Raw genomic sequence first — 26,079 nt, 5'->3', positions numbered from 1 at the left:
GGCGCAGGGGCGCAGGGGCGCAGGGGCGCAGGGGCGCAGGGGCGCAGGGGCGCAGGGGCGCAGGGGCGCAGGGGCGCAGGGGCGCGAGGGGCGCACGGGGCGCGAAGGGGCGCGAGGGGCGCACGGGGCGCGAAGGGGCGCGAGGCGTGGTGCGGGTGTGGGGTGGGGTTTAAACGGGCATAAGGTGACAAAAGAATAACCCGGTCGGGGTCTGATCGTTTTCAGCGACGTGACAGCCGACGTGACTGCGAATGCCACGGCGACCGTCGCGCCGCAGCGCGTACCGGGCGGTCGCGGACGGCCCGGCGTCCATCGGCGTACTCGCGCGGGTCGCCCCCGCGGCAGCGGATTCCGCCCCGACATCGAGGGCCTGCGCGCGGTCGCCGTCCTGCTGGTGGTGCTCAACCACGCCGGAGTGCCGTGGCTGGGCGGCGGTTACGTCGGAGTGGACGTCTTCTTCGTCATCTCCGGCTACCTGATCACCGACCTGCTGGTCCGGGAACGGTTGCGCACCGGCACGATTTCGGTCACCGCCTTCTATGCCCGTCGCGCGCTGCGCCTGCTTCCGGCCGCCACGGTGGTGCTGCTCGCCACCCTCGCGGGCGCCTGGCTGTGGCTGTCGCCGTTGCAGTTCGTCGGGTACGCGCACGATGCGGCCGCGTCGGCGACCTATTGGATCAACATCCGCCTGGCGCTCGACGGCACCGATTATCTGGCCGCCACCGCGCCGTCGCCGTTCCAGCACTTCTGGTCGCTCACCGTGGAGGAGCAGTTCTACCTGGTCTGGCCGGCGATCATCCTGATCACCACGGTACGCCGGGGGCACCGCGCCGCACTCGTCGTCCTCGCGTCACTCATCGCATGTTCGTACGTCCTGAGCGTCACCGAGACGGACCGGTCCGCGCCGTGGGCCTATTTTGGCGCGCACACCCGCGTCTGGGAGCTGGGCATCGGCGCGTTGATCGCGCTCGCCTCGGTGCGTGTCGCCCGCCTGCCGCGCCGCATTGCCCGCCCGCTCGTCTGGACGGGCCTGGCCGCGGTGCTGGCGTCCGCGGTGGTCTTCGACGAGGGGACCGCGTTCCCCGGATACGTGGCGGCGCTCCCGGTGCTGGGCGCGGCCCTGGTCATCGCGGGTGGCCTGGCCGGGCCGGACAACGGGCTGCTGGGGCTGGCTGTGATGCAGCATCTCGGCCGGTACTCCTACTCGTGGTACCTGTGGCACTGGCCGATGCTGTTGATCGCCCCGGCGGCGCTGGGTGTGACCGCCGACCCGGTCACCGCAGTGTTGCTCGCGACCGCCGCCCTGGCGCTCGCCGTGGGCACGTACCACCTGGTCGAGGATCCGCTCCGGCGTCGCGTCGGGTTGCGCCGGCCGCCGCTGCGCGGGGTCGCGTTCGGCCTGGGCCTGGCCGCGGTCACCGTGACCGCGGCGCTGCTCGCGGCCACCGCGCCGCCGCCGGTTCCGGTCGGGGCCGCCGCAGCGGATCTACGCGCCGGTCTGCGTGGCCCCGATCCGGGGGCTGCCCTGGCCGCAGCCGTCGCCGCGGCCGACCCGGACGGCTCGGTGCCGGCGAATCTGGAGCCGTCGCTGGACCACGCCGCGAGCGACCGCCCGAGGCTCTACCGGGACGGATGCCATCTCGATTTCGCGGCGACCGCGACCCCGGCGCGCTGCGTCTACGGGGATCCCACCGGGCGTGTGACGGTGGCGCTGCTGGGCGACTCGCACGCCGCCCAGTGGTTCCCGGCGCTGGAGCTGCTGGCACGGCAACGGCATTGGCGGCTGCGCCCGTTCACCAAGAGCGCCTGCACCGCGGCCGACGCCACGGTGTATCAGACGACGTACAAACGGGCGTACACCGAATGTGACACGTGGCGACGGAACACCATCGACACCATGCGCACCCTGCGGCCGGACCTGGTGGTCGTGGCTTCCAGCCTGAAGACGTCCCGTCCGCACGGGGCATCGTCGGGTGCCGACGCGACTGCCGAGTGGCGCGCCGCGTGGGCGCGCACCTTCGGCGCGTTGCGGGCCACCGGGGCGCGGGTCGCCTGGGTCGCCGACACCCCCTTCCTGGAGCAGGACGCCCCCGAGTGCCTGGCGGCTCATCCGGACCGGGTCGGCTCGTGTGCGGTGCGTCGCGACGCGGCGCTGCGCGGGCTGCCGGTGCGGCGCGCGGTAGCCGCCGATGCGCCGGGCCGCGGCATCACGGTGATCGAGCCGCTGCCGTGGCTGTGCGCCACATCCTGCCCGGTGATCGTGGACGACGTGCTCGTCTACCGCGACTCACACCATCTGACCACGGTCTATGCCACGTTGCTCGCGCCGCTGCTGGGCCGGGCCCTCCCGGCGATCTGATCCGGCCGGGAGCGATGTGATGAGGAGACAGGGCACCATGCACGACGACCCGCCGGGGCAGAAGCATCCGGCCCGGCTGTTGGACGACTACGTCACGGTGGCGCGCAGCCGGGAACCCGGCACGCTGGCCGCCACGGCACTGCGCATGCGCTCCGCGGATGCCCGTGCGGTGCTCGCCCGCGCCGCCATGGCCGATCGCGGCGACCTCGACGAGCTCCTCGCGGCGGCCCGGGCCGGCGATGTCGACTGGCTGCGCCGTCAACTCGGCCACACCCTTCCGGACGATCTGGCCGAGCTGGCGCGGGTGATCGCGCTGCAGCAACTGCACGAGACCGATCTGGCCGACGCGGTCGCCCTGTTCGACCTGATCATCGCCGCGTTCGGGCCGGACCGGATCTCGCCCGGCTACCAGGGGCTGCACTGCGAACTCGCGCTGTGCACCGGAGCGTACGACCGGGTCCGGCACCTGCTCGGGGTGTATCCGCGCCTGCCCGACATGGTCCGGCGCAACGTGCGCATCGACCTCGCCAATCCGTTCGTCGCCGATCCCGGCGGTGATGAGGACGCCTGGTTCGCCGCACTGCGCGCTTTGCTGCCACCCGGCGACGTGACGTTCGCGAGGGCCGGCGTGCCCGGCGGCGAGCCCTTCGACCGGGTCACCGGCGGGCGCGGCGGCACCGCCGTCGCCGGTCCGTTGATCTCGGTCATCCTCACCGCGTACCGGCCGGGGCCGGGCCTGCGCACCGCGGTGCGCTCGCTGCTCGCGCAGACCTGGACCAATCTGGAAGTCCTGGTGGTGGACGACGGGTCGCCGGGGGAATTCGACTCGGTGCTGGGCGAGGCGGTGGCGCTGGACGCTCGGGTCCGGCTGGTGCGGTGCGCGGTCAACGCCGGCACGTACGCGGCACGCAGTGCCGGACTGGCCGCGGCGGCCGGTGAGTTCGTCACGTTCCAGGACTCCGATGACTGGTCACATCCCGGTCGCCTGGCGCATCAGGCCGGGCCGCTGCTGGCCGAACCCGAGCTGGCCGCGACCACCTCGATGGGTCTGGTGCTGACCGGCAACCTGCAGATCACCCGTGCCGGGCGGGCGGAGCCGCGGCGGCTGAACACCTCGTCGCTGATGTTCCGGCGGGTGCCGGTGATGGACCGGATCGGATTCTTCGACACGGTGCGCAAGGCGGCCGACTCGGAGTACATGTACCGGATCAAGGCCGCCTTCGGCGAGGCGGCGGTGCGTCACCTGTACGAAATTCCGTACGCGCTGATCAGGCTCGCCCCCGGTTCCCTGTCGCGGGGTGACTTCCGGGTCGGCTGGGCGCATCCGGCTCGCAAGGCGTACGTGGACGCGTACACGTCGTGGCATGAGCGGATCCGTTCCGGCGCGGCCGACCCGTACCGGCCGCGCGACGCCGTCGACCGGGCGTTCCGGGCGCCGCGCCACATCGCCGGCGCTCGCGGTCCGCGCCCCCGCTACGACGTGGTGTTTGCCGGGGACTGGTGCCGTTACGGCGGTCCGCAGAAGTCGATGCTGGAGGAGATCCGGGCGCTCACCGCGCGCGGCATGCGGGTGGCCGTGATGCACCTGGAGGCGCTGCGGTTCATGTCCCGCGCGCCGCGGGCGCTGTGCCCGCCGATCGTCGACCTGCTCGACCGTGGCGTGGTCGAGCAGGTGTTCCTGACCGACGAGGTGGACGTGGCGGTGCTGATGATCCGGTACCCACCGGTGGTGCAGTTCGCGCCCGACCAGCCCAGTGCCATCTCCGCCGGCGCCGTGGTGATCCTGGCCAACCAGGCGCCCCGGGAACGCGACGGACGCGACTGGCGCTATGTGCCGTCCACCTGCGCCGCGCATGCACGGCGGCTGTTCGGCGTGCAACCGCTGTGGTGCCCGCAGGGGCCCGCGGTGCGTGCGGAGATCGCCGGTGACCTTCCGGGCGGCGCCATCGCGCCGTTCGACATTCCGGGGATCATCGACGCGCGGCGCTGGCGCATCGACCGGACCGGCTTCCGGTCCACTCGCCCGGTTCTCGGCAAGCATTCCCGCGACCACTGGACCAAGTGGCCCGCCGACCGGGAGACGTTGCTGCGGGTCTATCCCGGCGACGGCGGCGTGGACGTGCGGTTCATGGGCGGCGCCAAGGCGGCGCGGGCGGTGCTCGGCGGCGAGATCCCGTCCTCGTGGTGCGTCTATCAACGTGACCAGGTGGACGTCCGGAGCTTCCTGCACCAGTTGGACTTCTTCGTCTATTACCCGCATCCCGACATGGTCGAGGCGTTCGGCCGGGCCGTGTTGGAAGCGCTCGCCGCCGGTTGTGTGGCCGTGCTGCCGCCGCATTTCCGCGACACGTTCGGTGACGCGGCGGTCTATTGCGACGCCGCCGATGTGCCCGCCGTGATCGAGCGCTACCGCGACGACCGGGACCTGTTCCTGGCGCAGAGCCGCGCCGCGCAGGACCGGGTGGAGCGGACCTGGAGTCACGCCCGCTATGCGGAGTTGATGACGGCGCTCGTGCAACGCTCCCCGCTGGAGGTCACCACATGAACATCCGTCGCCGGCCACCCCGCGTCGTGTTGGCCGCTGCCGCGCTCATGGTCGCGGTGACGGTCGCCGCGGCCGTTGGGCTGCTGCCCGTCGCATTCGCCGCCGCCGGCCTGGTCGGCCTTCCGGTGCTGGCCGGCGTCCATCGGCTGGGCCGTGCCGTGGGCCGGTTGGGTACCCGGGTGCAGGCGCTTGCCGAGCGGCAGAACCGGGCCGCGGACCAGCGGCAGCGGGCGCTGCTCGCGGAATGCGCCGCGGTGCTGGAACAGGTGCGGATGGTGACGCACCGGATGGAGACCGTGCAACACGATCAGCGACGTATTCTCGCCGCGGTGGAGACCGAACGGCTGGCCGCCGCCGAGCATCACCAGCTCGTGGTCGGTGCGTTGGCGGAGGCCCGGACGGCGCCCGGACGGGAACCCGACCGGGTGGTCCTGCCGCGTTCGGCGAGTCGGCCGGACGTTCTCCACCGAGAGTGATGAAAGTGAGATCCCTGCGGTACTGTGTCGTCCGCCACCCGGGTTACATGCAGGTAACTGGTTCGTGATGACCGCATTACGCGAGCCTGCCGGGTGCCGACAATCGGTATTCAGGTTTTCAGGAGGAAGCCCATGGCAGGGAGCGACGGCGCCATACCGCCGGCTCGCCCGGTGATCGGCCAGGCTGAGATCGACGCCGCGGTCCGCGTGCTCCGCAGCGGCATGGTGGTGCAGGGGCCCGAGGTGGCCGCGTTCGAGAGCGAATTCGGCGAGCTCGTCGGGGGCCGGCATTGCGTCGCGGTCAACTCCGGCACCTCCGCGCTGCAACTGACGCTGATGGCGCTCGGCTTCGGCCCGGGGGACGAGGTCATCGTCCCGTCGTTCTCCTTCGCCGCCACGGCCAACGCGGTCCGGCTCGTCGGCGCGACTCCGGTCTTCGCCGACATCGAGGCGGACACCTTCTGCCTCGACCCGGACGCCGTCGCGGCTGCGATCACCCCGCGCACGGTCGCCGTCATGCCGGTGCACCTGTACGGCCACCCGGCGGCGATGGACCGCCTGGTGCCGCTCGCGCAGGCGCACGGCCTGGCGATCGTCGAAGACGCCGCGCAGGCGCACGGCGCGGCCCTCGGCGACACCCCGGTCGGCGCCTTCGGCGTGGCGGGGTGCTTCAGCTTCTATCCGACCAAGAACATGCATTCCCTGGAAGGCGGCATGATCAGCACCGCCGACGAGGGCCTCGCCCGCACCTTGCGCCTGCTGCGCAACCAGGGCATGGAGCAGCGCTACCAGAACGAGATCGTGGGCGCGAACATGCGGATGACCGACGTGTCCGCCGCGATCGGGCGTGTCCAGCTCGGCCAACTCGCCGAGTGGACGCAACGTCGCCGGGACAACGCCGCCCATCTGGACGCGCGGCTGACCGGTGTGCGGCCCCCGGCGGTGGCCACCGGCGCGCGGCACGTCTACCACCAGTACACGGTGCGCGTCCCCGGTGATCGCGCGGCGGCCCAGGCCGTGCTCGCCGACCGGGGCGTGGGCAGTGCCGTCTATTACCCGACGCCGATTCACCGCCTGCGGCCGTTCCTCGCCGCGGACCGGACGGTCGGGGAGTGGAAACTGCCGGAGACCGACCGGGCCGCCGGTGAGGTGCTGTCGCTGCCGGTCTACCCCGGGCTGACCACCGCCGAACTGGACCGCATCGCGGACGCGGTGAACGACGCGGCGGTGTCCGCATGAGCCGGCCGCGTCAACTGCGCGCGGCCCTGATCGGGCTCGGCGCGATGGGCCGCAACCACGCCCGGGTGATCAACGCGCTGGACGGAGTGGGCCTGGTCGGCGTGCTGGACCCGGTCGCCACCACCGGGGCACCGCACGACGTCCCGATCCTGCCGGACCTGGACCGCCTGCTGGAGACGCGTCCCGACTACGCCGTCGTGGCATGCCCGACGGCGATGCACGAGGAGGTCGGGCTGCGCCTGGCGGAGGCCGGCGTGCACGCGCTGATCGAGAAGCCGCTGGCGCCGTCCGCCGAGGCCGGGCAGCGGCTCGTCGACGCATTCGAGAGCCGCGGGCTGATCGGGGCGGTCGGGCACATCGAGCGCTACAACCCGTCCCTGCAGAGCCTGCGGTCCCGGCTGGAGGCCGGAGAGCTCGGCGACGTCTATCAAGTGGTGACGCGTCGGCAGGGCCCGTTCCCGGGCCGCATCTCCGACGTCGGCGTGGTGATGGACCTGGCCACGCACGACATCGATCTGACCGCGTGGGTGACCGGCCGGGAGTACGCGGACGTCGCGGCCCGCACCGTCTCCCGCAGCGGGCGCCCGCATGAGGACATGGTCTCGGTGGTCGCCGCGCTGGACGGCGGGATCGTGGCCAATCACCTGGTCAACTGGCTCAGCCCGATGAAGGAGCGGTCCACGGTGATCACCGGCGAGCGCGGCTGCTTCGTGGCCGACACGCTCACCGCCGACCTGACGTTCTATGCCAACGCCGCGGTCGGCACCGAATGGGAGGCGCTGCGGGCGTTCCGCGGCGTCGCCGAGGGCGACATGATCCGGTACGCCATCGCGAAGCGCGAGCCGCTCCTGGTCGAACACGAGCGCTTCCGGGACGCGGTGGCCGGCGAGTCCGCCGACATCGTCACTCTGCGTCAAGGGCTGCGGACGGTCGAGGTGGCCGCCGCGGTCATCGAGTCGGCGCGTTCCGGCGCGGTCGTGCCGTGCGGACTGTCCCGTGTCGGCTGACCCGAGCCGCGGCGGCGACCGCGTTTGCGCAGACCCGGCCGCGGGGCGCGCGGGCCGCCGGGTGGTGATGCTTGTCGACAACGGCGTGCACGGCGACTCCCGCGTGCAGAAGGAAGCGCGGTCCGCGGCCGAGGCGGGCTGGGACGTCACGCTGCTCGGCCGCTCGCCGGACGGGCACAAGCACGAATGGACCCTGGGGCAGGCGCAGGTTCGCCTGGTGCCGGTCCCCATGCCGCTGGCCAAGCGCCCGCACGAGTTCCGTCGGCACTGGCTGTCCGCGCCGCTGGCGTACCCGGCCAACGGCGTCGGCGCGTACCGGACCCAGGAGGTTCGGGCCTGGCGGGCGGATCTGGCGCTGCGGCGCGCGGCCGGACCCACCGGGCTGCGGCGGGTTGCGCTGCGCGCCGAGTCGTTCGCCGCCCGGGTGACCCGGCGGTGGGTGCGCCTGCGCCGGGAGCAGAACGAGAAGTGGCGCCATGACCGCCGCAAGCTGGATACCCCGGTGGACCGGCTCTACACGTGGTTCTGGCTGACCGTCCGCGGCGACCGCGCCTGGCGTCGGCTGGAACCGGCGCTGTGGGACTACGAACTCGCGCTCGGCCCGGTGGTGGACAAGCTCGCGCCCAACCTGATCCACGCCAACGACTTCCGGATGCTCGGTGTCGGCGCTCGCGCCAAGCTGCGCGCGCGAGCAAAGGGCCGGGACGTGAAGCTGGTGTGGGACGCGCACGAGTTCCTGCCCGGCATCCGGCCCTGGTCCGAACACGTGCGCTGGCTGCCGGCGCACATGGCCCACGAGCGGGAGCACGCGCGGTACGCGGACGCGGTGACCACCGTCTCCGACGAGCTCGCCGGCATGTTGCAGAAGGCGCACGGCCTGCCGGACCTGCCCGCGGTGGTACTGAACACCCCGGACGATCCCGGTGCCGCGCCGGACGGCGAACCGGCGCCGGATCTGCGCGCGCTGTGCGGCGTCGGCCCGGACACGCCGTTGCTGATCTACAGCGGGGCTGCCGCGCAGCAGCGCGGTCTGGACATCATGGTGGAGGCGTTGCCCCGGCAACCCGGGGTGCACGTGGCCTTGGTGGTGAACCGGCCCACCGGCGCGTACATGACCGGCTTGGTGAAGCGGGCCGAGGAACTGGGCGTGGCGGACCGGGTGCACCTGCTGCCGTACGTTCCGCACTGGCATGTGGTGCCGCTGCTGTCCGGGGCCGACGCCGGCGTCATTCCGATCCACCACTGGCCGAACCACGAGATCGCCCTGATCACGAAGTTCTTCGAGTACTCACACGCCCGCCTTCCGCTGGTGGTCAGCGACGTCCGTACGATGTCGCGGACGGTGCAGTCGACGGGGCAGGGCGAGGTGTTCCGCGCCGAGGATCTGGACGACTATGTGCGGGCGGTTGCGTCGGTGCTGGAAGATCCGGAACGCTATCGATCCGTGTACGACAAGCCGGATCTGCTCGACCGATGGACGTGGCGAGCGCAAGCGGAAGTGCTGGACGGGGTGTACCGGAGGGTTTTGGCCGAATGAGCACCCCGGACGTGACCGTCGTGGTCGCGGTCTTCAACACCATGCCGTACCTGTCCCAGTGCCTGGATTCGGTGCTGGGACAGTCCCTCGGCGCGGATCGGTTGGAGATCGTCGCGGTGGACGACGGTTCGACCGACGGCAGCGCGGCCGAACTGGACCGCTACGCCGAGCGTCATCCGGGCACCGTCACGGTGATCCACCAGGCGAATTCGGGTGGGCCGGCGGCGCCGAGCAACCGTGCGCTGGAGGTCGCCCGCGGCCGGTACGTGTTCTTCCTCGGCGCCGACGACTATCTCGGTGACCAGGCCCTGGAACGTCTGGTCCGGGTGGCCGACGAGCGCGACGCGGACATCGTCCTGGGCAAGTTGGTCGGCGTCGGCGGCCGTGGCGTGAACCAGGCCGTGTATGCCCGCGACCGGGACGACCTCACGCTTGTCAACTCGGCGCTGCCGTGGGCGCTGTCCAACACCAAGCTGTTCCGCCGTTCCCTGATCGAGGAGCATCACCTTCGCTTCCCGGAGGAGTTGCGGTCCGGCAGCGATCAGCCGTTCACCCTGCGCGCCGTCGCGGCGGCGCGCCGCATCGCGGTGCGCGGCGAGGACTACGACTTCTACTACGCGGTACGCCGCACCGATGCCAGCAACATCACCTACCGCACCTCGCTGTCCGGGTTCGTGCACTCCACCGCGGTGATCATGGATACCGCTGCCGATGTGATCACCGACCCGGAGGCGCTGGCCCGGGTGCACCGCCGGCACTTCACCTGGGAGCTGGGCAAGCTGCTCGGCGAGCGCTTCCTGGACGCGGACGCCGAGGAGCAGCGTCTGGTGCAGGACGGCGTGCGCAAACTCGCCGAGCAGTACCTCACCGAGCCCATGCGCGCCAGCCTGGACGTGCAACGCCGGATCCCGCTCAGCGTGGCCCAGTTCGGCAGTCTGGACGACCTGCGGGCGGTCGTGCGGCACTACTTGCGGGACGGCCTGTCGCCGATGGTCGCCGACGGCCAACGGTGCTACGCCGCACTGCCCGGCTTCCGCGATCCCGACCGCGGCTTCGCGCAGGCGTGGTTCGACATCACCGCGTTGGTCCGCAAGCGCATCGGGCCGCCCGAGCTGAACGCGATCACCACCGAGCGGGCCGCTGACGGCCGCCCGGTTCTGGTGGTGAGCGTGCGTAGCCCGATTCCCGAGCTGGGCGCGGTCAGCGTGGCGCCGCCGCAGATGACCGCCGGCCCGGCGCGGGCCGCCCTGCACCTCGCGGAGGCCGACGGCGAGCGGGCCGGCGGTGTCGGTCCGGGCACTGATGTGCGCGCCGAGTTCGACCCCCGGGGCCTGGCCGTGGCCGACGGCCCCCAGCGGATCCGTTTCGTCCACACCACCCTGGGCACGGAGCATGTCCAGGACCTCCCCGGCCCCGCTCGGGTCACCGGCGCCGGCCTGCGTTTCCGCCGCGGGGTTCGGTACTTCACGGTGCGGGCCCGACGCGACCGCCAGGGTCGCCTGATGCTCGTCGTCACCCCGATCACCCCCCGCCGCCTGGTCGCCGGTCTGGTCCGGCGGCTTCGGCCGCGAGCCAGAAAGGTCTCTCGATGAAGGTTTGCGTCGTCGCCCTGGGCAAGATCGGGCTGCCCCTGGCGGTCCAGTTCGCCACCAAGGGCCACACGGTCATCGGGGCGGATGTCTCCGAGCCGACCGTGCGCATGGTCAACGAAGGGCTGGCGCCGTTCCCCGGCGAGGCGGACCTGGACGTGCGGCTCAAGGAAGCGGTCGGCGCCGGACTGCTGAGCGCCACCACCGACACCGCCGCGGCGGTCGCCGAGGCCGACGCGGTGGTCATCGTGGTGCCGCTGTTCGTGGATGGCGACGGCGCGCCCGACTTCGGCGCGATGGAGTCGGCGACCCGGGATGTGGCGCGCGGGCTGCGCCCCGGAACGCTGGTGAGCTACGAGACCACGCTGCCGGTCGGCACCACCCGCAACCGCTGGGCGCCGCTGCTGGCGGAGGGATCGGGCCTGGTCGCCGGCCGCGACTTCGCGCTGGTGTTCAGCCCGGAACGGGTGCTCACCGGCCGGGTCTTCGCCGACCTGCGCAAATACCCGAAGCTGGTGGGCGGTCTGGACGCCGCGTCCGCGCAGCAGGGCGTGCGCTTCTACGAGTCGGTGCTCGACTTCGACGACCGGCCCGATCTGGCGCGCGGCAACGGGGTGTGGGATCTGGGCTCGGCCGAGGCCGCCGAGCTGGCCAAGCTCGCCGAAACCACCTACCGCGACGTGAACATCGGGCTGGCCAACCAGTTCGCCCGCTACGCCGACACCATCGACGTGGACGTCGAGCTGGTGATCGAGGCGTGCAACACCCAGCCGTACAGCCACATCCACCGGCCGGGCATCGCGGTGGGCGGCCACTGCATCCCGGTGTATCCGCGGCTCTACCTGTGGAACGACCCCTCGGCGACGGTCGTGCGGGCGGCCCGGGAGGCCAATGCCCTGATGCCGGCGTACGCGGTCGACCTGCTCGCCGCGGCGGTGGGCGATCTGAGGGGGCAGGGCGTGCTGGTGCTCGGCGCCGCGTACCGGGGCGGGGTGAAGGAGACGGCGTTCTCCGGCGTCTTCGCGACGGTGGCGGAATTGACGCGGCGCGGTGCCCACCCGTACGTGTCGGATCCGATGTACGCCCCCGAGGAGCTGACCGCGCTCGGGCTGCCCCCGCATGCGGGCCAGCCGGTGTCGTCCGCGGTCGTGCAGGCCGACCACGTCGAATACCGCAACCTGACGCCGGACGACCTGCCCGGTGTGCGGGTGATCGTGGACGGCCGGCGGATCACCGACGAGCAACGACTGCCGGGGATCCGCCGGATCGTGATCGGCGGCTGAGCCGTCCGGGATTGAGCCGTCCGGGGGTGGGCCGTCCGGGGGTGGGCCGGTGCCGGTCTCCGGACGGCGCCGCCGTCAGCGCGTGGTCTCGCGGGAGACCACATTGCCCTTCTCGTCGACCCAGCCCCGCGGGCGCGCCGGGTTGCCGGCCACCAGTTGATAGGGCTGCACGTCGCGGGTGACCACCGAGCCGGCGGCCACCATCGCATGCTCGCCGACCTCGATCCCGCACACCAGGGTCGCGTTCGCGCCGATGGACGCACCCCGGCGCACCAGCGTCGGGGTGATCTCCCAGTTGGGGTTCTGCGCGCGTGGCCGCAGGTCGTTGGTGAACACCGCGCACGGTCCGACGAAGACCTCGTCCTCGATGGTGACGCCCTGATAGACCGACACGTTGTTCTGGATCTTGACGCGGTCGCCCACCACGACGTTGGCGTCGACGTAGACGTTGCGTCCGATCACGCAGTCCTCGCCGACGGTGGCGGACGAGCGGATGTGCGCGATGTGCCACACCTTGGTGCCGTTGCCCACGTTCGCCCCCTCCTCGACGTCGGCGGACGGATGCACGAAAGCGGGACCGGCGGTGCCCGGGGTGGTCTGCATGTGGGCAGTCTCTCGTCTCCGGGACCGTCACCGAAATCGGGGTGGGCATGTCGGCGTGTTGGCTGGTGTTAGTCTGACGGCTCCCTTCTCGTCATCGCGCGGATGGTCTGTGCCCCAACCCATGCCGAATATCACCAAGCCGGATTTCACCAAGCCGAATTTCATCAGTGTCGTGGTGCCCGCCCACAACGTGCAGGGCTATCTCGACGAATGCCTCGACTCGCTTCTTCGGCAGCAGCAGACTGGCGGCGCGGACGTCATCGGCGTCGACGACGCGTCCCCCGACCACTGCGGTGTCGTGCTCGACGAGCGTGCCGCCATCGAGCCGCGCCTGACCGTGGTGCACTTGGAGGCGAACGCCGGGCCCGGACCGGCCCGCAACGCCGGGCTGGCTCGGGCCACCGGGGAGTACGTCTGGTTCGTCGACGGCGACGATCGGGTGGTGCCGGGCGCGCTGGCCGCGATCGAAGCGAAACTGCGCGAGATCAAGCCCGACGTGCTGGTGGTCGGCACGGCCCGGGAGAACTGGAAGCGGACGGTGCGGCCGTGGCGCACGCCGGGCACGGCGGTGAGCGGCGCGGAGGCGCTCACCCGCTGGCCGCCGACTCTGGGCGCCTTGGTGGTGCGGCGGCAGTTCCTGCTCGACGCGGGCATCGAGTTCCGCACCGGCTGGTACGAGGACATCGCCTTCGCGTACGCCGTGCTGGCCCGCGCCGAGACGACCGCGACCTTCACGCCGGCCTGCTACATCCGCCGCTTCGATCGCGAGCCTTCGCTGCGCACCACCCGCTCGCCGCGACACGCCGACGCCGTCGCGCAGTGGGACTACGCGCTGTCCCTGCCGGTGGTGTCCGCGGCCGCGCCGAAGGTGCGACGCCGTGCGCTGGACCGTGCGGTGACCGAACTCCTCAAGATCATGGAAGACGAGCGGCGGGTTCCGCGCGGTGGCCGTCGCGCGTTCTTCGCCGAGCTGTCCGCGTTGGTGCGCAAGCACGCCGCCAGCGCGGGCGGTCGGCGGCAGCGGCTGATCGCGGCCGACTCGTACGCCGCCTATCGTGCGTTCAGCGCGGCGAGCCGCGGGCTGGCGGGCGCCCGGACCGCGGTCCGCAACGCACCGGCCAGCGTCAAGGGCGCCGCGCGCCGTCGCTTCTTGAGCTGGTACTACCGCTGGCAGTTGCGTCGCCCGATCGATGAGAACCTCGCGGTCTACGCGGCGTACTGGTACCGCGGCTACGCCTGCAACCCGGCGGCGGTCTTCGAGAAGGCCAAGGAACTCGCACCGCACGTCCGTGGGGTGTGGGTGGTCAAGCCGGAGCGCCGCAAGTCGCTGCCCAAGGGTGTGCCCTCGGTGACTCCGGGCAGCCGGGCTTACCTGCGCGCCATCGCACGGGCGAAGTACCTGGTGAACAACGCCACCTTCCCGCCGGATGTGGTGAAGCGTCCCGGCTCGGTCCACGTGCAGACGCACCACGGCACGCCGCTCAAGACGATGGGCCTCGACCAGCCGAAATATCCCGCTTCCACGGTCGGCTACAACGCCGAGCGGCTGCGCCGCAACATCGCCAAGTGGGACTTCAGCGTCACCGCGAACCGGCACACCACGCTGCTGTGGGAACGGCAGTTCCCGATCAAGGGCGAGACCCTGGAGACCGGCTATCCGCGCAACGATCGGCTCGCCGTCGCCACCCCCGCCGACGTCGCCGCGGCGCGCGCGGAACTGGGCATCGAGCCGGACGAGCGGGTGGTGGTGTACGCCCCGACACACCGCGAGTGGCACGCGACCTTCACCCCGGTGCTGGATGTCGACGCGCTCGCCGAGGCGCTCGGCCCGCAGACCAGGATCCTGTTGCGCGGCCACTACTTCTACGACGGGGTCGGGTTCCCGCCGCAGCACCCCCGCGTCGTCGACGTGTCGTCGTTCGGCTCGGTCGAGACGCTCTACCTGGCCGCCGACGTGCTGATCACCGACTACTCCTCGGTGATGTTCGACTACGCGGTGCTGGACAAGCCGCTGGTGATCTTCGCGCCCGACTGGGAGGTCTACACCGCGGTCCGTGGCGTCACGTTCGATCTCGCGGCGCACCCGCCCGGTGTCTTCGCCCGGACGTTCGACGACCTGGTCGAGGCCTTCCGCACCGGCGCGGTGGACGACGAGGCCGCCGCCGAGGCACGGGGGCGCTTCCGTGAGAGATTCTGTGCCCTGGAAGACGGCCACGCCGCCGAGCGGGTCGTCCGACGGGTCTTCCTGAAAGAGAACCTACCCATTACTGCGGACCGGAGGGTGCACCTCGATGCCTGAGCTCGTTCCCGGGCTGGTGAGTGTCATCGTGCCGATCTATAACGTCGAGCCGTTCCTGCGGGACTGCCTGGATTCGCTGCGCAGTCAGACATACCGCGACCTGCAGGTCGTCATGGTCGACGACGGCTGCACGGACGGTTGCGTGCCGATCGCCGAGGAGTTCGCCGCGGCCGACGACAGGTTCACCCTGATCCGCCAGGAGAACGCCGGACTCAGCGCGGCGCGCAACAACGGCCTGCCGTACGCAACCGGCGAATACCTCGCCTTCGTCGACAGCGACGACATCCTCGCCGCCCACGCGTACGAGACCCTGGTCGCGGCGCTGAACGCCGAGGGCGCCGACTTCGCCAGCGGAGGCGTGCACCGGTACAGCTCGCGCGGCCACTACAGCGGCTACCCGCACAACGCAGCGATCACCTCCACCCGGCTGAGTACGCACGTCTCGCAGAACCACCGGCTGTTGCGCGACCGGACCATCTGGAACAAGCTCTTCCGCCGCTCGTTCTACGACGCGCACGGATTCGAGTTCCCGGTGGGCCGGCTCTTCGAAGACGTGCCGGTCACCGTGCCGGCGCACGCGCGGGCGACAAGCGTCGCCGTGGTCAACGAGCCGATGTATTTCTGGCGGGTCCGCGAGGGCGCCGTCCGCTCGATCACCCAGTCGGACAACGACCTGCGCAACATGGTCGACCGGTTCTTCTCCGTCAACCTGACCCGTGACCTGCTCACCGAGTCCGGGCATCACGACCTGCGCCGGATCTACGAAGAACAGGCGATCTGGGACAAGCTCAGCAGCTATCTGAAATATCTGCCGGGCGCTTCGCCGGAGTTCCGCGACACCTTCCTGGATCTGGCCACCGCATACATCGCGGCGGTCGACCCCGGTGCCGTGGACCGGCAGCCCGCACGGGTGCGTCCGCAGTGGCAGGCCATCCGGGACCGCCGGGTGGACGACTTGATCGAGCTCATCGACCAGGACTTCCGGCCGGTGGTCAAGCCGCCCGCGCAGCCCAGGCTGGAATCGGCCGTACGCCGCATGGAGTGGCGCGACGGGAAGCTGGTCGTGACCGGTCACGCGTACGTCCCCGGCAGCGTGCCGTCCCGCTTCGGCCTGCGGCTGCTCTGGCTCTCCGCCGACGGCAGCGGCCGGAAGGTTCCGCTGCGCGCCCGGCCGCATCGCGAGCCCACGGGCAGCCCCGCCGAGCAGGCAAGCGGCTTCACCATCGAACTCAATCCGTCCGCGCTGCGCGGCCGTGCCGGCTGGCGCGGCGGCACCTGGACGGTCGCGGTCGCCGCGACCCGCGGCATCGGCGTGCGCCGCGACGGCCTGCGGGTGCCCGACGACTGGACGGCGCCGATGCCCCGCCAGCGTGTCGACGCGGGCGTCTGGGTCAGCCCGGCGATCGTCAAGGGCCGCCTGCGCATCAAGGTGACCAAGTCCGCGGGATGGCTCACTGGAAGCCGCCGCGACGGCGACGACCTGGTGCTGGAGGGGCGGCTGCGGGCCCGCCCGAAGGCCCCGGTGCGGATCGCGCTGAACCGCGCACGGGGGCTGGTGGTCCGCTCGGTGGTCGCCGAGGTGACCGATGGCCCGCACGGCCCCGCGTTCACCGCCCGTCTGCCGCTGTCCGGCATCGCGCTGGACGACCACACCGACAACCACGCCGGCGGGTTGTTCGCGCAGCGCTTCGGCGTGGACATCAGCATCGGCGACAAGGCGGTCGCGCTGATCGCCGACGACGATTACCGGCAGATCCGGACCGTCGTCGGTGCCGACGAGGTCTACACCACCGTCGCCGCGAGCGGACTGGTCGCCCTCTGCACCCGGCCGGCCGGCCCGGTGGTCACCGACGCGCAGTGGCAGACCGGCGGTGCCTTGCTGCTGCGCGGGGACGCCCCGGAACCGGTGGACGGCCGGCTCGTGTTGCGGTTACGCGGCCGGCGGCGGGACGTCACCTTCCCGCTGCGGTCCGCCGACGGGCGCTGGCAGGTGCTGGTCGACCCGTCCGCGGCGCCCAGCCTGGCGGGGCCGCTGCCGCTGACCGCCGGGGTGTGGGACTTCTCGTTCCGCGCCGCCGGGCACCACCACGAGACGACCTGCCCGATCGGCTTCACCGACGCCGTCCGGACCGCGCTGCCCACGTCGGCGGTGGCGCCCGGTGGCGCCCGCAGCGTGCTGCGCCCGGCCGGCGGTGAACGGGCCACCATCACCGTCGAGGTACCGCAACGCGACCCGGCCGCCCAGGAACGGATGCGGGCGGAGCATTTCCCGGCGACCGGCCGCGCTCCGCTGCGGGACGTCGTGCTGTTCGACGGCGCGTCCGGACGCCGGTTCGTCGACGACCAGGCCGCCGTGCTCGCCGAGCTGCGCTCCCGGCCGGACGCCCCGGAGGCGCTGTGGACCGTGGAGCGCGGCCAGCCGGTGCCCGATGGCGCCGCGCCGGTCACCTACGAGACTGCCGCCTGGTACGCGGCGTTGGCCACCAGCCGATGGGTGGTGGCCAACGACGACCTGCCGCGCTGGTTCACCCCGGCGCAGGGGCAGGTCGTGTTGCGGCTGGGTGGCGGCTGGCCGGTGGCCCGGTTCGGCGCTTGCGCGGTCGCGCACCCGCTGGGCCGCGAGCTGATCGACCAGATCGAGTCGGACGCGGCGAGCTGGACGGCGCTGGCCTCGCCGGGGCCGTCGGCGACCCCGGTGCTGCGCGAGGAGTTGCGCTTCGACGGCGAGGTGCTGGAGTTCGGCCGGCCCGCCAACGACCTGCTGGTCACCGCGGACGCCGAGACCGCACGCGCGGAGGTGTTGCGGCGGCTCGGCCTGCCGGGCGATACCCGCCTGGTGCTGTACGCGCCCACCCGCCGCCCGATGGATCTGCGCAAGCGGGGGTGGAGTGACCCGGGCCGGTTGCTGGACCTGCCGCGCGTGGTGGCGAGCCTGCCGCCGGGCTACGAGCTGCTGGCCCGTCGGCATCCCGGCCTGGCGGACGACGTGATGGGTCTGGCGCCGGGCGTGCTGGACGTCTCCGGATACCCCTCGGTCTCCGAGCTGCTGCTGGCCACCGACGTGCTGATCACCGACTATTCGGCACTGCTCGCCGACTTCGCGATCACCGGCCGGCCGGTGGTGCTCTTCGTGCCGGACCAAGCCGATTTCGCCGCGTCTCCGGGGCTCAACGTGGACTTGGCGCAGGCGGCGCCCGGCCCGGTGCTGCGGACCTCGGAGGACGTCGCGGCGGCGATGCATGACCTGTCGTCACTCGCCGCCGACCATGCCGGTGCCGCTGCGGCCTTCGCGGAGACGCATCGAACCGGCGGTGACGGACAGGCCGCGGCGCGTCTGGTCGACTGGTTGATGACGGCCGGAGGACGCGAGATCGCGATGAGCGGCCGTAGTGGTTTGCGCGACGCTCGGTAACCGTTTGTGGAGGCCGGACAATGGCGTCCGCCCTTATGCGGAAGATGCCGGACTCGTCGCGCTGCCCCGGCATTACAAGCCGATAAGTTCCCGACCGGTCGAGGCGACTGACTACCGTCGGACGATTATCTTCGTAACCATGACCCCCATCCCGCTCGCCGAGGAACTGCTCCTCCTCGCCTACGACGACCAGACCGGTAAGGCGACCGGTTCCCGCATCGGGCTCGACCTGGCCATGGCCGCAGCCGTGCTGGTCGATCTCGCGCTGACGAGCCGGGTCGCGTACGTGGACGGTTATCTCAAGGTCGTGGACCCGACGCCGACCGGCGATCCGATCGCGGACGCCGTGCTGGCCAAGGCGGCCGCGGACGACCCGCACACACCCGCGCAGTGGGTGCAACGGCTGCGTCACCGGCTGCGCACCCGGGTGCTGGAGGATCTGGTGACCCGCGGCGTCGTGCACGACGTGGACGAGACCCAGATGGGTTACATCCACGTTCATCGCTACCCCACCACCGACCCGGCATACGAGGCGGAGATCCGCAAGCGGCTCGCCGAGGCGCTGATCACCGAGGAACCGCCGGACGACCGTACGGCGGCGCTGGCCACGCTGCTCTCCGCGGCGCGCATGGAGCCGGCGCTGCGGTTGCCACCGGATGAGGCCGAGCGGGCGCACCGTCGGCTGGAGCAGATCGCCAGCGGGGCCGGCTTCGCGGGCACCGCCGATCTGGAGGACTCGATCGTGCGGCCGAGCGTCGCGCTGGTCGTGGTCGCGCTCGGCCGGGCGATCAGCGCGGCCCTGGGCACGCCGCGCACGCAGGCCTAGACGCTGCCCGAGTGGCCGCCGTCCGACAGACCCAGGGCGGCGGCCACTTCGGGTCGCAGCCGTTGCTCCACCGCCTCCGCCGCCCGGTTGCGGGCGACGTCCAGGCCGTCCGCGCCGACCGGCTCAACGACCTCCAGGTACGCCTTGAGCTTCGGCTCGGTGCCGGACGGGCGTACCACCACCCGGGCGCGTGTGGTGCGCAGCGTGAGCACGTCGGCGTCCGGGAGGCGGTCCTCGACGTCGTGCACCCGGTCGCCGAGCAGAGTGGCCGGCGGCGCCGACCGCACCCGGGTCATCGCCCGGGTGATCGCCCCCAGGTCCGCCACCCGCACCGCGAGCTGCGCGGTGTGGTGCACCCCGAACTCGGTCTCCAGCTCGGCCAGCCGGCCGGCCAGTGAGCCGCCCTCCGCCTTGAGCTCCGCGGCGGTCTCCGCCACCAGCAGCGCCGCCGTGATGCCGTCCTTGTCACGGACCAGTTCCGGGGAGACGCAGTATCCGAGCGCCTCCTCGTACCCGAAGGCGAGATCCGTCGCGCCGCGGACGATCCACTTGAAGCCGGTCAGCGTCTCCGCGTACGGCAGGTTGCCGGCGGCACACATCTTGCGCAGCATCGTCGCGGACACGATCGTTGTCGCGTACGTGCCGGGCGTTCCGCGCCGCATCAGCCGGTCGGCAAGCAACACGCCGAGCTGGTCGCCGGTGAGCGCGGTCCACCGCCCGTCCGCGCGGGGCACCGCGACCGCGCAGCGGTCCGCGTCCGGGTCGTTGGCCACGGCCAGGTCGGCGTCCGCATCGGCGGCCAGGGCGAGCAGCCGATCCATCGCACCCGGTTCCTCCGGGTTGGGGAAGGCGACGGTGGGAAACTCCGGGTCCGGCTCGGCCTGGTCGGCCACCACCCGCGGCACGGCGTATCCGGCCGTCGCGAAGGCGGCGGCCAGCACCGGGCCGCCCACCCCGTGCAGCGGCGTGTACGCCACCGTCAGCTCCGCACCGGCGGGCCGGACGGTGGCGGCGGCGTCGCGGACGTAGCCCTCGACGATCCCCTCGTCGAGGATGCTGCCCGGACCGCCCAGCGGGACCTCGGCGAGCGGACCCACGGCCTGGATCGCCGCCTCGATCTCGCCGTCCGCGGGCGGCACGATCTGCGCGCCCGCACCGCCGGGACCGCCCAGGGCGGCGCCGAGATAGACCTTGTAGCCGTTGTCCTGCGGCGGATTGTGGCTGGCGGTGACCATCACGCCGGCCGCCGCCTGCCGCGTCCGCACCGCATAGGCCAGCACCGGCGTGGGCAGCGGTCGGGGCAGCAGCAGGGCCTCCCGGCCCGCGCCGGTGGCCACCGCGGCGGTGCGTTCGGCGAACTCCCGGGAGCCGTGCCGTGCGTCGTACCCGATGACCAGCGGCCCGTCGGCGTCGCCGAGCCAGGCCAGCAATCCAGCGGCGGCCCGGGTCACCACGGCCAGGTTCATGCCGTTCGGTCCGGCGCGCAGCGGGCCGCGCAGGCCGGCGGTGCCGAAGGTCAACGTGCCGGAGAACCGGTCGTCGAGTTCGACGGCGGTGCTGGGCAGCCCCGCCAGCAGGGTGGTGATCTCGGCGCGGGTTGCCGGATCCGGATCGTCGGCCAGCCACGCCGTCGCGCGGGCACGCAGGTCTTCAGAAGCCATGCTGAGTGGATAGCACGGCGGCAACGGTCAGGATGCCTGCAGGTGGTAACTGGTGATCATCTCGTCGAACACCGGCTTGCTGTCGGCGAACTGCGACTCCTTCGTCGTCAGGTAAAAGGAGTACGCCTTGCCGTCCGCGATCACCGCGCCCCAGAGGCCGTGCCGGGCGGACGGTCCGTTGCCGCAGGTGTACTCCAAGACTCCGCCGTCGCGGCCGTCGATCTTCTCCTGCCGCAGATCCACCCGCTGGTACGGGTCGGGGCAGTTGCTCGACCGGGTCTTGAGGCCTTTCTCGGCGATTTCGAGGAAGCTCACCGGGGTGCCGCCGGCCTTCTCCACCAGGATGCGGACCTTGCGCTTGCTGTCCTGGGGGTCCGCGTAGTCCACCCAGCTAGCCTTCTTGGCGGTCTTCAGCTCCCACTCCTGGGGCACGTTCACGGTGATGCCGCGGTCCTGGTAGACCTGCGTCGGGAAGGTGGCCGCCGCGGGTGCGGAAGCGCTGGGCTCGGCCACCGGCGTGCCGGTGTCGTCGGAGCCGCCGGGAAGCGTGAAGACCAGCACCAGCAGCACCACCACGGCGAGCGCGCCGGCGGCGGCGATCAACTGCTGGTTGCGCGGCCAACCCCGGACGGTGGTGACCAGGCGGTCGCCGGTCTCTCGCGCGGTGCGTACGGCATCGTCCAGCTTGGCCTTGCGCCGGTTGGCCGGGGACTGGGCGGCGGCACTGTGCCACGGCTCGCGGGCCGCGCGCGCGCCGTCCCACCGTTCCCGGGGCGGAACCACCGCGGTGGTGTCCCCGCCGGCGCCGCTGGTCGGATGGGCGGGTGAGGGTTGCCCGGCACGGGTCGGCTCGCCCAGCGCCGACTGGCCGGCGATCGTCTCGGTGAGCTGATCGTTGCCGTTCGACCGTCGGCCGAGGCCGGTCGCCGCGGACTTGATCTTGGCGAGGTGGCCGCTCAGCGAGTCGCCTGGCGCCAGCATCGCCGACCCGCCGATCTTGCCGCTCGGCGTCGGTTTCGGGATGGGCTGGGTCTCCATCGCGGGTGGACGCTGGCTCGGCACCACCGAGTAGGGATCGGTCATCATGTGCGGCGGCGCCTTGCTGGCCAGCGGGCCGGCCAGTTGCTGCCGCAGCATCGTGCGTGCGGTCTGCACGTCGAGGCGACGGTCCGGGTCCTTTTCCAGCAGGCCCATCAGCATCGGGGTCAGCGAGCCCGCGCGCTGCGCCGGCGTGGGCGGATCCTCCACCACGGCGTGCATCGTCTCGATCGGGTCGCCCTTGTCGAACGGGGGCCGCCCCTCCACCGCTGTGTAGAGCGTCACACCGAGCGAGAACAGGTCGCTGGGCGGTCCGAACTCGTGCCCCATGGCGCGTTCCGGAGAGATGAAGTGCGGTGAGCCGAGCACCATGCCCGGGGTGGTGAGCTGCACGTCGGTGGGCATCCGGGCGACGCCGAAGTCGGTCAGCACGCACCGGCCGTCCGAGCAGATCAGCACGTTCGCCGGCTTGACGTCGCGGTGCAGCACGCCGTGGGCGTGCGCAACCTCCAGCGCGCCCAGCAGCGCGACGCCGATCTTCGCCACCACGCGCGGCGCGAGCGGCCCGTCCTCGATCACCATGTCCGCCAGGCTGCGGGCGTCCAGCAGCTCCATCACGATCCACGGGCGGCCGTTCTCATGCACCACGTCGTAGACCTGCACCACGGCCGGGTGCTGGAGCGCCGCCGCGGCCCGCGCCTCGCGCATCGTCCGCTCATACATCGCGTCACGGTCGCTGGGGGCCAGTCCGGGTGGCAGCACCACCTCCTTGATGGCCACGTCCCGGCGCAGCAGGGTGTCCGCAGCGCGCCAGACCGTGCCCATGCCGCCGTGACCGACCGCGGCGCGCAAGGTATAGCGCCCGCCGATGAGCGTGCCAGGTGCCGCGCGTCCGCTGGTCGAAGCGGTGTTGCCACTGCTCCAGGTCGGAATCTGAGTCACGTGAGATGCCACCGAGGGGGTCTAATAGAGGGCGAGACCAACCCGGCTATCTTGCCGCTTCCGGGTCGGTTTGGGAAAGTCGCTGGCCCAGTGTTTTACCGCATCTCGACCGAACGTGATGGCGCGGGTGCTCAGTGTTGATCCGTTGGGGCGCGCTGTGCCAATTCCCTCACACTTTAGGGCTTTAGGATTGTGTCGTGGAGGCTGAATCAGGGTTCGACATACTGCCGGTCTATGACACGCCCGCGACGGGCGAGATCGGCGCGCCGGGGGAGTATCCGTACACCCGCGGCGTCTATCCGACCATGTACACCAAGCGGCCGTGGACCATGCGCCAGTACGCCGGCTTCGGCACCGCAGCCGAGTCGAACGCGCGCTACCACCAGTTGCTGGCCAACGGGACCATGGGCCTGTCCGTCGCGTTCGACCTGCCCACGCAGATGGGGTACGACTCGGACGACCCGATCGCACACGGTGAAGTCGGCAAGGTCGGCGTGGCCATCGACTCCATTGACGACATGCGCCGGCTGTTCCACGGCATCCCACTGGACAAAGTGTCCACCTCGATGACGATCAACGCGCCGGGATCGGTGCTCCTGCTGCTGTACCAACTGGTCGCCGAGGAGCAGGGTGCGTCGCCGGCCGACCTGCAGGGCACCATCCAGAACGACATCCTGAAGGAATACATCGCCCGCGGCACGTACATCTTCCCGCCCAAGCCGTCGCTGCGCCTGGTCGCCGACACCTTCGCGTACTGCCGCACCGAGATTCCGAAGTGGAACACCATCTCCATCTCCGGCTACCACATGGCCGAGGCCGGCGCCACGCCCGCCCAGGAGATCGGGTTCACGTTGGCCAACGGCATCGAGTACGTCCGCGCCGCGATCGACGCCGGGCTGGCCGTGGACGACTTCGCGCCGCGACTGTCGTTCTTCTTCGTCGCCCGCACCACGCTGCTGGAGGAGATCGCCAAGTTCCGTGCCGCCCGGCGCATGTGGGCACGGATCATGCGGGACGAGTTCGGCGCCCGCAATCCCAAGTCCATGATGCTGCGGTTCCACACCCAGACCGCGGGCGTCGCGCTCACCGCCCAGCAGCCCGAGGTCAATCTGATCCGGGTGGCGCTGCAGGCCCTCGGCGCGGTGGCCGGCGGCACTCAGTCGTTGCACACCAACGCGTACGACGAAGCGATCGCGCTGCCTACCGAGAAGTCCGCCCGGCTGGCGCTGCGCACCCAGCAGGTGCTGGCCTACGAGACCGGCATGACCGGCACCGTCGATCCGTTCGCCGGCTCATATGCGATCGAGTCGCTCACCGACCAGGTCGAGGGCGCGGCCACCAAGCTGATCGAACGCGTCTTCGCGTACGGGTCTGCGGTCGAAGCCATCGAGCAGGGCTTCCAGAAGCAGGAGATCGAGGCGTCGGCGTACCGCATCGCCAACGACATCGACGGCGGCGACCGGGTGGTGGTGGGCGTGAACCGGTTCGTCAGCGAGACCGAGGAGAAGTACGAGCCGCTGCGGGTCGACCCGGCGATCGAGGCCAACCAGGCCGCCCGCCTGGCCGAACTGCGTGCCGGCCGGGACGGCGACGCGGTACGCGGTGCACTGGATCGCCTGCGTGCCGCCGCGGCGGGCACCGACAACGTGCTGCCGGTGATGCGGGAGGCGTTGCGGCTGCGTGCCACCGTGGGGGAGGTGTGTCACGCGCTGCGTGACGTGTGGGGCGTACACCAACCGGTGGAACGCTTCTGAACCGGCAATGGTGAGTTCTCGTCACTTTACGTTCGGTCGATCGTTGACGGGGAATGGTGAGGAGAACGTTCACTTGTAACTGAGATCTCGCTGCGTGTAGCGGTAATCCCGCGGTGCGGAGCTGTGATCGAATGAGGTTGCGCAGCGTCACCAAAAGGGGGCTACGCTGTCGCGCGTTACGGATTTGGCAGAACGACGAGAAGCGATAGAGAAATCGACGTGACGAGTGCTCTGACGACGCCGGACGGCGCCGAGATGGCGATCTTCCCCGGCCCTCCGCCAGGTGCCGACCCGCTGCCCGGGCAGCTCGACCGGTGGCTGGCCTCGCGCGGGGCGGAGCTGATCGCCATCCGCCGTCACCTGCATGCGCATCCGGAGCCGTCGCACGCGGAGTTCGAGACCGCCGCGATGATCGCCCGCGAGCTGACCGTCGCCGGGCTCAGCCCACGGATGCTGCCCAAGGGCAACGGGCTGATCTGCGACATCGGCAGCGGGGACCGGGTGGTCGCCTTCCGTGCCGACCTCGATGCGCTTCCGCTGCAGGACGCCAAGGACGTGCCGTACCGCTCGACCGTGCCGAACGTGGCGCACGCCTGCGGCCACGACGTGCACACCACGGTCCTGCTCGGCCTGGGCCTGGCGCTGGCGCAACTGGAACAGCAGGGTGAACTGCCCGGACGGGTGCGGCTCATCTTCCAGCCGGCGGAGGAGTGCGTACCGTCGGGGGCGCCCGAGGTCATCGAGGCCGGTGCGCTCGCGGACGTCGCCGCCATCTTTGCGCTGCACTGCTACCCGCAGTTGCCGGCCGGCCTGGTCGGGGTCCGTTCCGGACCGTTCACCGCGGCGGCCGACACCGTCGAAGCGGTGCTCACCGGACCGGGCGGGCACACCGCGCGCCCGCACCTGACCGCCGACCTGGTGCACGCGCTGGGCCGGGTGATCGTGGACGTGCCGGCGCTGCTGGACCGCCGGGTGGACCCCCGCGCCGGGGTCTCCATGGTCTGGGGGGCGGTGCATGCCGGCGAGGCGTTCAACGCCATCCCGGGCTCCGGCTTCGCCCGCGCCACGGTCCGCATCCTGAACCGCGAAGCGTGGCGTACCGCGCCCGAGCTGATCACTAAGCTCATCCGCGACGTGGTGGCGGCGACCGGCGCCGAGGTCGATGTCCGCTACACCCGCGGCGTGCCACCGGTGATCAACGACCGGATGGCGTCGGCGGTGATCGCCGGGGCGGCGGGCGCGGCCCTGGGCGCGGACCGCGTGGTGGAGGCCGAGATCAGCATGGGCGGCGAAGACTTCTCGTTCTATCTGGAGCACGTGCCGGGCGCGATGATCCGGTTGGGCACCGGCAAGCCGGGCTCGGACGTCAAGCACGACCTCCACCAGGGAAACTTCGATGTGGACGAGCGCTGCATCGGATACGGCGTACGCGTCATGGTGCACACGGCGCTGGCGGCCGTGGCAACAGGCGCCTTCTGACCCCGCCCCCCCCGCCCCCCACCCCCGCCC

Annotated in this window: 16 protein-coding genes; 13 read left to right on the top strand and 3 right to left on the bottom strand. The window is 71.6% G+C overall.

Going from position 1 to position 26,079, the window contains the following annotated elements; genetic code table 11:
• Positions 1 to 241: 241 nt before the first annotated feature.
• From IEY73_RS24615 to IEY73_RS24580, 8 genes are all read left to right on the top strand, one after another.
• A complete protein-coding gene (locus tag IEY73_RS24615) occupies positions 242 to 2,359 on the top strand; it encodes an acyltransferase family protein (RefSeq protein WP_189081677.1) in 2,118 nt (705 codons plus the stop codon).
• Positions 2,360 to 2,378: 19 nt separating this feature from the next.
• Positions 2,379 to 4,904 carry a glycosyltransferase gene (locus IEY73_RS24610; RefSeq protein ID WP_189081676.1) on the top strand — a complete coding sequence of 842 codons (2,526 nt, stop codon included), beginning with the start codon at positions 2,379 to 2,381 and terminating at the stop codon, positions 4,902 to 4,904.
• Complete coding sequence (locus IEY73_RS24605) at positions 4,901 to 5,380, top strand: hypothetical protein (protein WP_189081675.1); 480 nt, start codon at positions 4,901 to 4,903, stop codon at positions 5,378 to 5,380. The genes IEY73_RS24610 and IEY73_RS24605 overlap by 4 nt, the downstream gene beginning before the upstream one ends.
• Positions 5,381 to 5,512: 132 nt before the next feature.
• Entirely contained in the window at positions 5,513 to 6,619 is a 1,107-nt protein-coding gene (locus IEY73_RS24600) for a DegT/DnrJ/EryC1/StrS family aminotransferase (protein ID WP_189081674.1), read from the top strand.
• Positions 6,616 to 7,626, top strand: coding sequence for a Gfo/Idh/MocA family protein (locus IEY73_RS24595; protein ID WP_189081673.1), 1,011 nt, complete (start codon positions 6,616 to 6,618; stop codon positions 7,624 to 7,626). The genes IEY73_RS24600 and IEY73_RS24595 overlap by 4 nt, the downstream gene beginning before the upstream one ends.
• Before the next feature lie 67 nt (positions 7,627 to 7,693).
• The gene (locus IEY73_RS24590; RefSeq protein ID WP_189081686.1) at positions 7,694 to 9,163 is read left to right on the top strand and encodes a glycosyltransferase family 4 protein; all 1,470 of its coding nucleotides are present in this window, start codon (positions 7,694 to 7,696) and stop codon (positions 9,161 to 9,163) included.
• Positions 9,160 to 10,755 (top strand): glycosyltransferase family 2 protein, encoded by a 1,596-nt coding sequence (locus IEY73_RS24585; protein WP_189081672.1) that lies wholly within the window; start codon positions 9,160 to 9,162, stop codon positions 10,753 to 10,755. Before IEY73_RS24590 ends, IEY73_RS24585 begins: the two co-directional genes overlap by 4 nt.
• Positions 10,752 to 12,035 carry a nucleotide sugar dehydrogenase gene (locus IEY73_RS24580; protein ID WP_189081671.1) on the top strand — a complete coding sequence of 428 codons (1,284 nt, stop codon included), beginning with the start codon at positions 10,752 to 10,754 and terminating at the stop codon, positions 12,033 to 12,035. Before IEY73_RS24585 ends, IEY73_RS24580 begins: the two co-directional genes overlap by 4 nt.
• A 75-nt stretch (positions 12,036 to 12,110) precedes the next feature.
• Here IEY73_RS24580 and IEY73_RS24575 read toward each other — a convergent pair whose 3' ends face one another.
• Complete coding sequence (locus IEY73_RS24575; protein WP_189081670.1) at positions 12,111 to 12,638, bottom strand: acyltransferase; 528 nt, start codon at positions 12,636 to 12,638, stop codon at positions 12,111 to 12,113.
• Positions 12,639 to 12,747: 109 nt separating this feature from the next.
• On the opposite strand from IEY73_RS24575, the gene IEY73_RS24570 reads away from it, so the two are divergent.
• The 3 genes from IEY73_RS24570 to IEY73_RS24560 all read left to right on the top strand — a co-directional run bounded on the left by IEY73_RS24570 (position 12,748) and on the right by IEY73_RS24560 (position 19,175).
• Positions 12,748 to 14,937, top strand: a complete 2,190-nt coding sequence (locus tag IEY73_RS24570; protein ID WP_229716118.1) for a bifunctional glycosyltransferase/CDP-glycerol:glycerophosphate glycerophosphotransferase — start codon at positions 12,748 to 12,750, stop codon at positions 14,935 to 14,937.
• The gene (locus IEY73_RS24565) at positions 14,930 to 18,349 is read left to right on the top strand and encodes a bifunctional glycosyltransferase/CDP-glycerol:glycerophosphate glycerophosphotransferase (RefSeq protein ID WP_189081669.1); all 3,420 of its coding nucleotides are present in this window, start codon (positions 14,930 to 14,932) and stop codon (positions 18,347 to 18,349) included. Before IEY73_RS24570 ends, IEY73_RS24565 begins: the two co-directional genes overlap by 8 nt.
• 139 nt (positions 18,350 to 18,488) lie before the next feature.
• Positions 18,489 to 19,175, top strand: a complete 687-nt coding sequence (locus tag IEY73_RS24560) for a GOLPH3/VPS74 family protein (RefSeq protein ID WP_189081668.1) — start codon at positions 18,489 to 18,491, stop codon at positions 19,173 to 19,175.
• Here IEY73_RS24560 and IEY73_RS24555 read toward each other — a convergent pair.
• A complete protein-coding gene (locus IEY73_RS24555) occupies positions 19,172 to 20,836 on the bottom strand; it encodes a phospho-sugar mutase (protein WP_189081667.1) in 1,665 nt (554 codons plus the stop codon). The two genes, IEY73_RS24560 and IEY73_RS24555, sit on opposite strands and share 4 nt — an antisense overlap.
• A 27-nt stretch (positions 20,837 to 20,863) precedes the next feature.
• The gene (locus IEY73_RS24550; protein WP_189081666.1) at positions 20,864 to 22,816 is read right to left on the bottom strand and encodes a serine/threonine-protein kinase; all 1,953 of its coding nucleotides are present in this window, start codon (positions 22,814 to 22,816) and stop codon (positions 20,864 to 20,866) included.
• 197 nt (positions 22,817 to 23,013) lie between these two features.
• Between IEY73_RS24550 and IEY73_RS24545 the strand changes: the two genes are divergently transcribed.
• Together IEY73_RS24545 and IEY73_RS24540 are read left to right on the top strand one after the other, a co-directional pair.
• On the top strand, positions 23,014 to 24,570 hold the full coding sequence (locus tag IEY73_RS24545; protein ID WP_189081665.1) for an acyl-CoA mutase large subunit family protein: 1,557 nt from the start codon (positions 23,014 to 23,016) through the stop codon (positions 24,568 to 24,570).
• A gap of 219 nt (positions 24,571 to 24,789) precedes the next feature.
• Positions 24,790 to 26,049 (top strand): amidohydrolase, encoded by a 1,260-nt coding sequence (locus IEY73_RS24540; protein WP_189081664.1) that lies wholly within the window; start codon positions 24,790 to 24,792, stop codon positions 26,047 to 26,049.
• Positions 26,050 to 26,079: the final 30 nt, after the last annotated feature.

It is taken from the genome of Mangrovihabitans endophyticus (assembly GCF_014646155.1).
Taxonomy (GTDB): domain Bacteria; phylum Actinomycetota; class Actinomycetes; order Mycobacteriales; family Micromonosporaceae; genus Actinoplanes; species Actinoplanes endophyticus.
Note: the sequence above shows the minus strand (reverse complement) of the source record. Positions and strands in the feature narration are given on the sequence as shown.

Coding starts and splice junctions, on each gene's coding strand:
- IEY73_RS24555 (WP_189081667.1), bottom strand. CDS start 20,836: ATGGCTTCTGAAGACCTGCGTGCCCGCGCGACGGCGTGGCTGGCCGAC.
- IEY73_RS24565 (WP_189081669.1), top strand. CDS start 14,930: ATGCCTGAGCTCGTTCCCGGGCTGGTGAGTGTCATCGTGCCGATCTAT.
- IEY73_RS24605 (WP_189081675.1), top strand. CDS start 4,901: ATGAACATCCGTCGCCGGCCACCCCGCGTCGTGTTGGCCGCTGCCGCG.
- IEY73_RS24575 (WP_189081670.1), bottom strand. CDS start 12,638: ATGCAGACCACCCCGGGCACCGCCGGTCCCGCTTTCGTGCATCCGTCC.
- IEY73_RS24580 (WP_189081671.1), top strand. CDS start 10,752: ATGAAGGTTTGCGTCGTCGCCCTGGGCAAGATCGGGCTGCCCCTGGCG.
- IEY73_RS24600 (WP_189081674.1), top strand. CDS start 5,513: ATGGCAGGGAGCGACGGCGCCATACCGCCGGCTCGCCCGGTGATCGGC.
- IEY73_RS24560 (WP_189081668.1), top strand. CDS start 18,489: ATGACCCCCATCCCGCTCGCCGAGGAACTGCTCCTCCTCGCCTACGAC.
- IEY73_RS24585 (WP_189081672.1), top strand. CDS start 9,160: ATGAGCACCCCGGACGTGACCGTCGTGGTCGCGGTCTTCAACACCATG.
- IEY73_RS24590 (WP_189081686.1), top strand. CDS start 7,694: ATGCTTGTCGACAACGGCGTGCACGGCGACTCCCGCGTGCAGAAGGAA.
- IEY73_RS24610 (WP_189081676.1), top strand. CDS start 2,379: ATGAGGAGACAGGGCACCATGCACGACGACCCGCCGGGGCAGAAGCAT.
- IEY73_RS24595 (WP_189081673.1), top strand. CDS start 6,616: ATGAGCCGGCCGCGTCAACTGCGCGCGGCCCTGATCGGGCTCGGCGCG.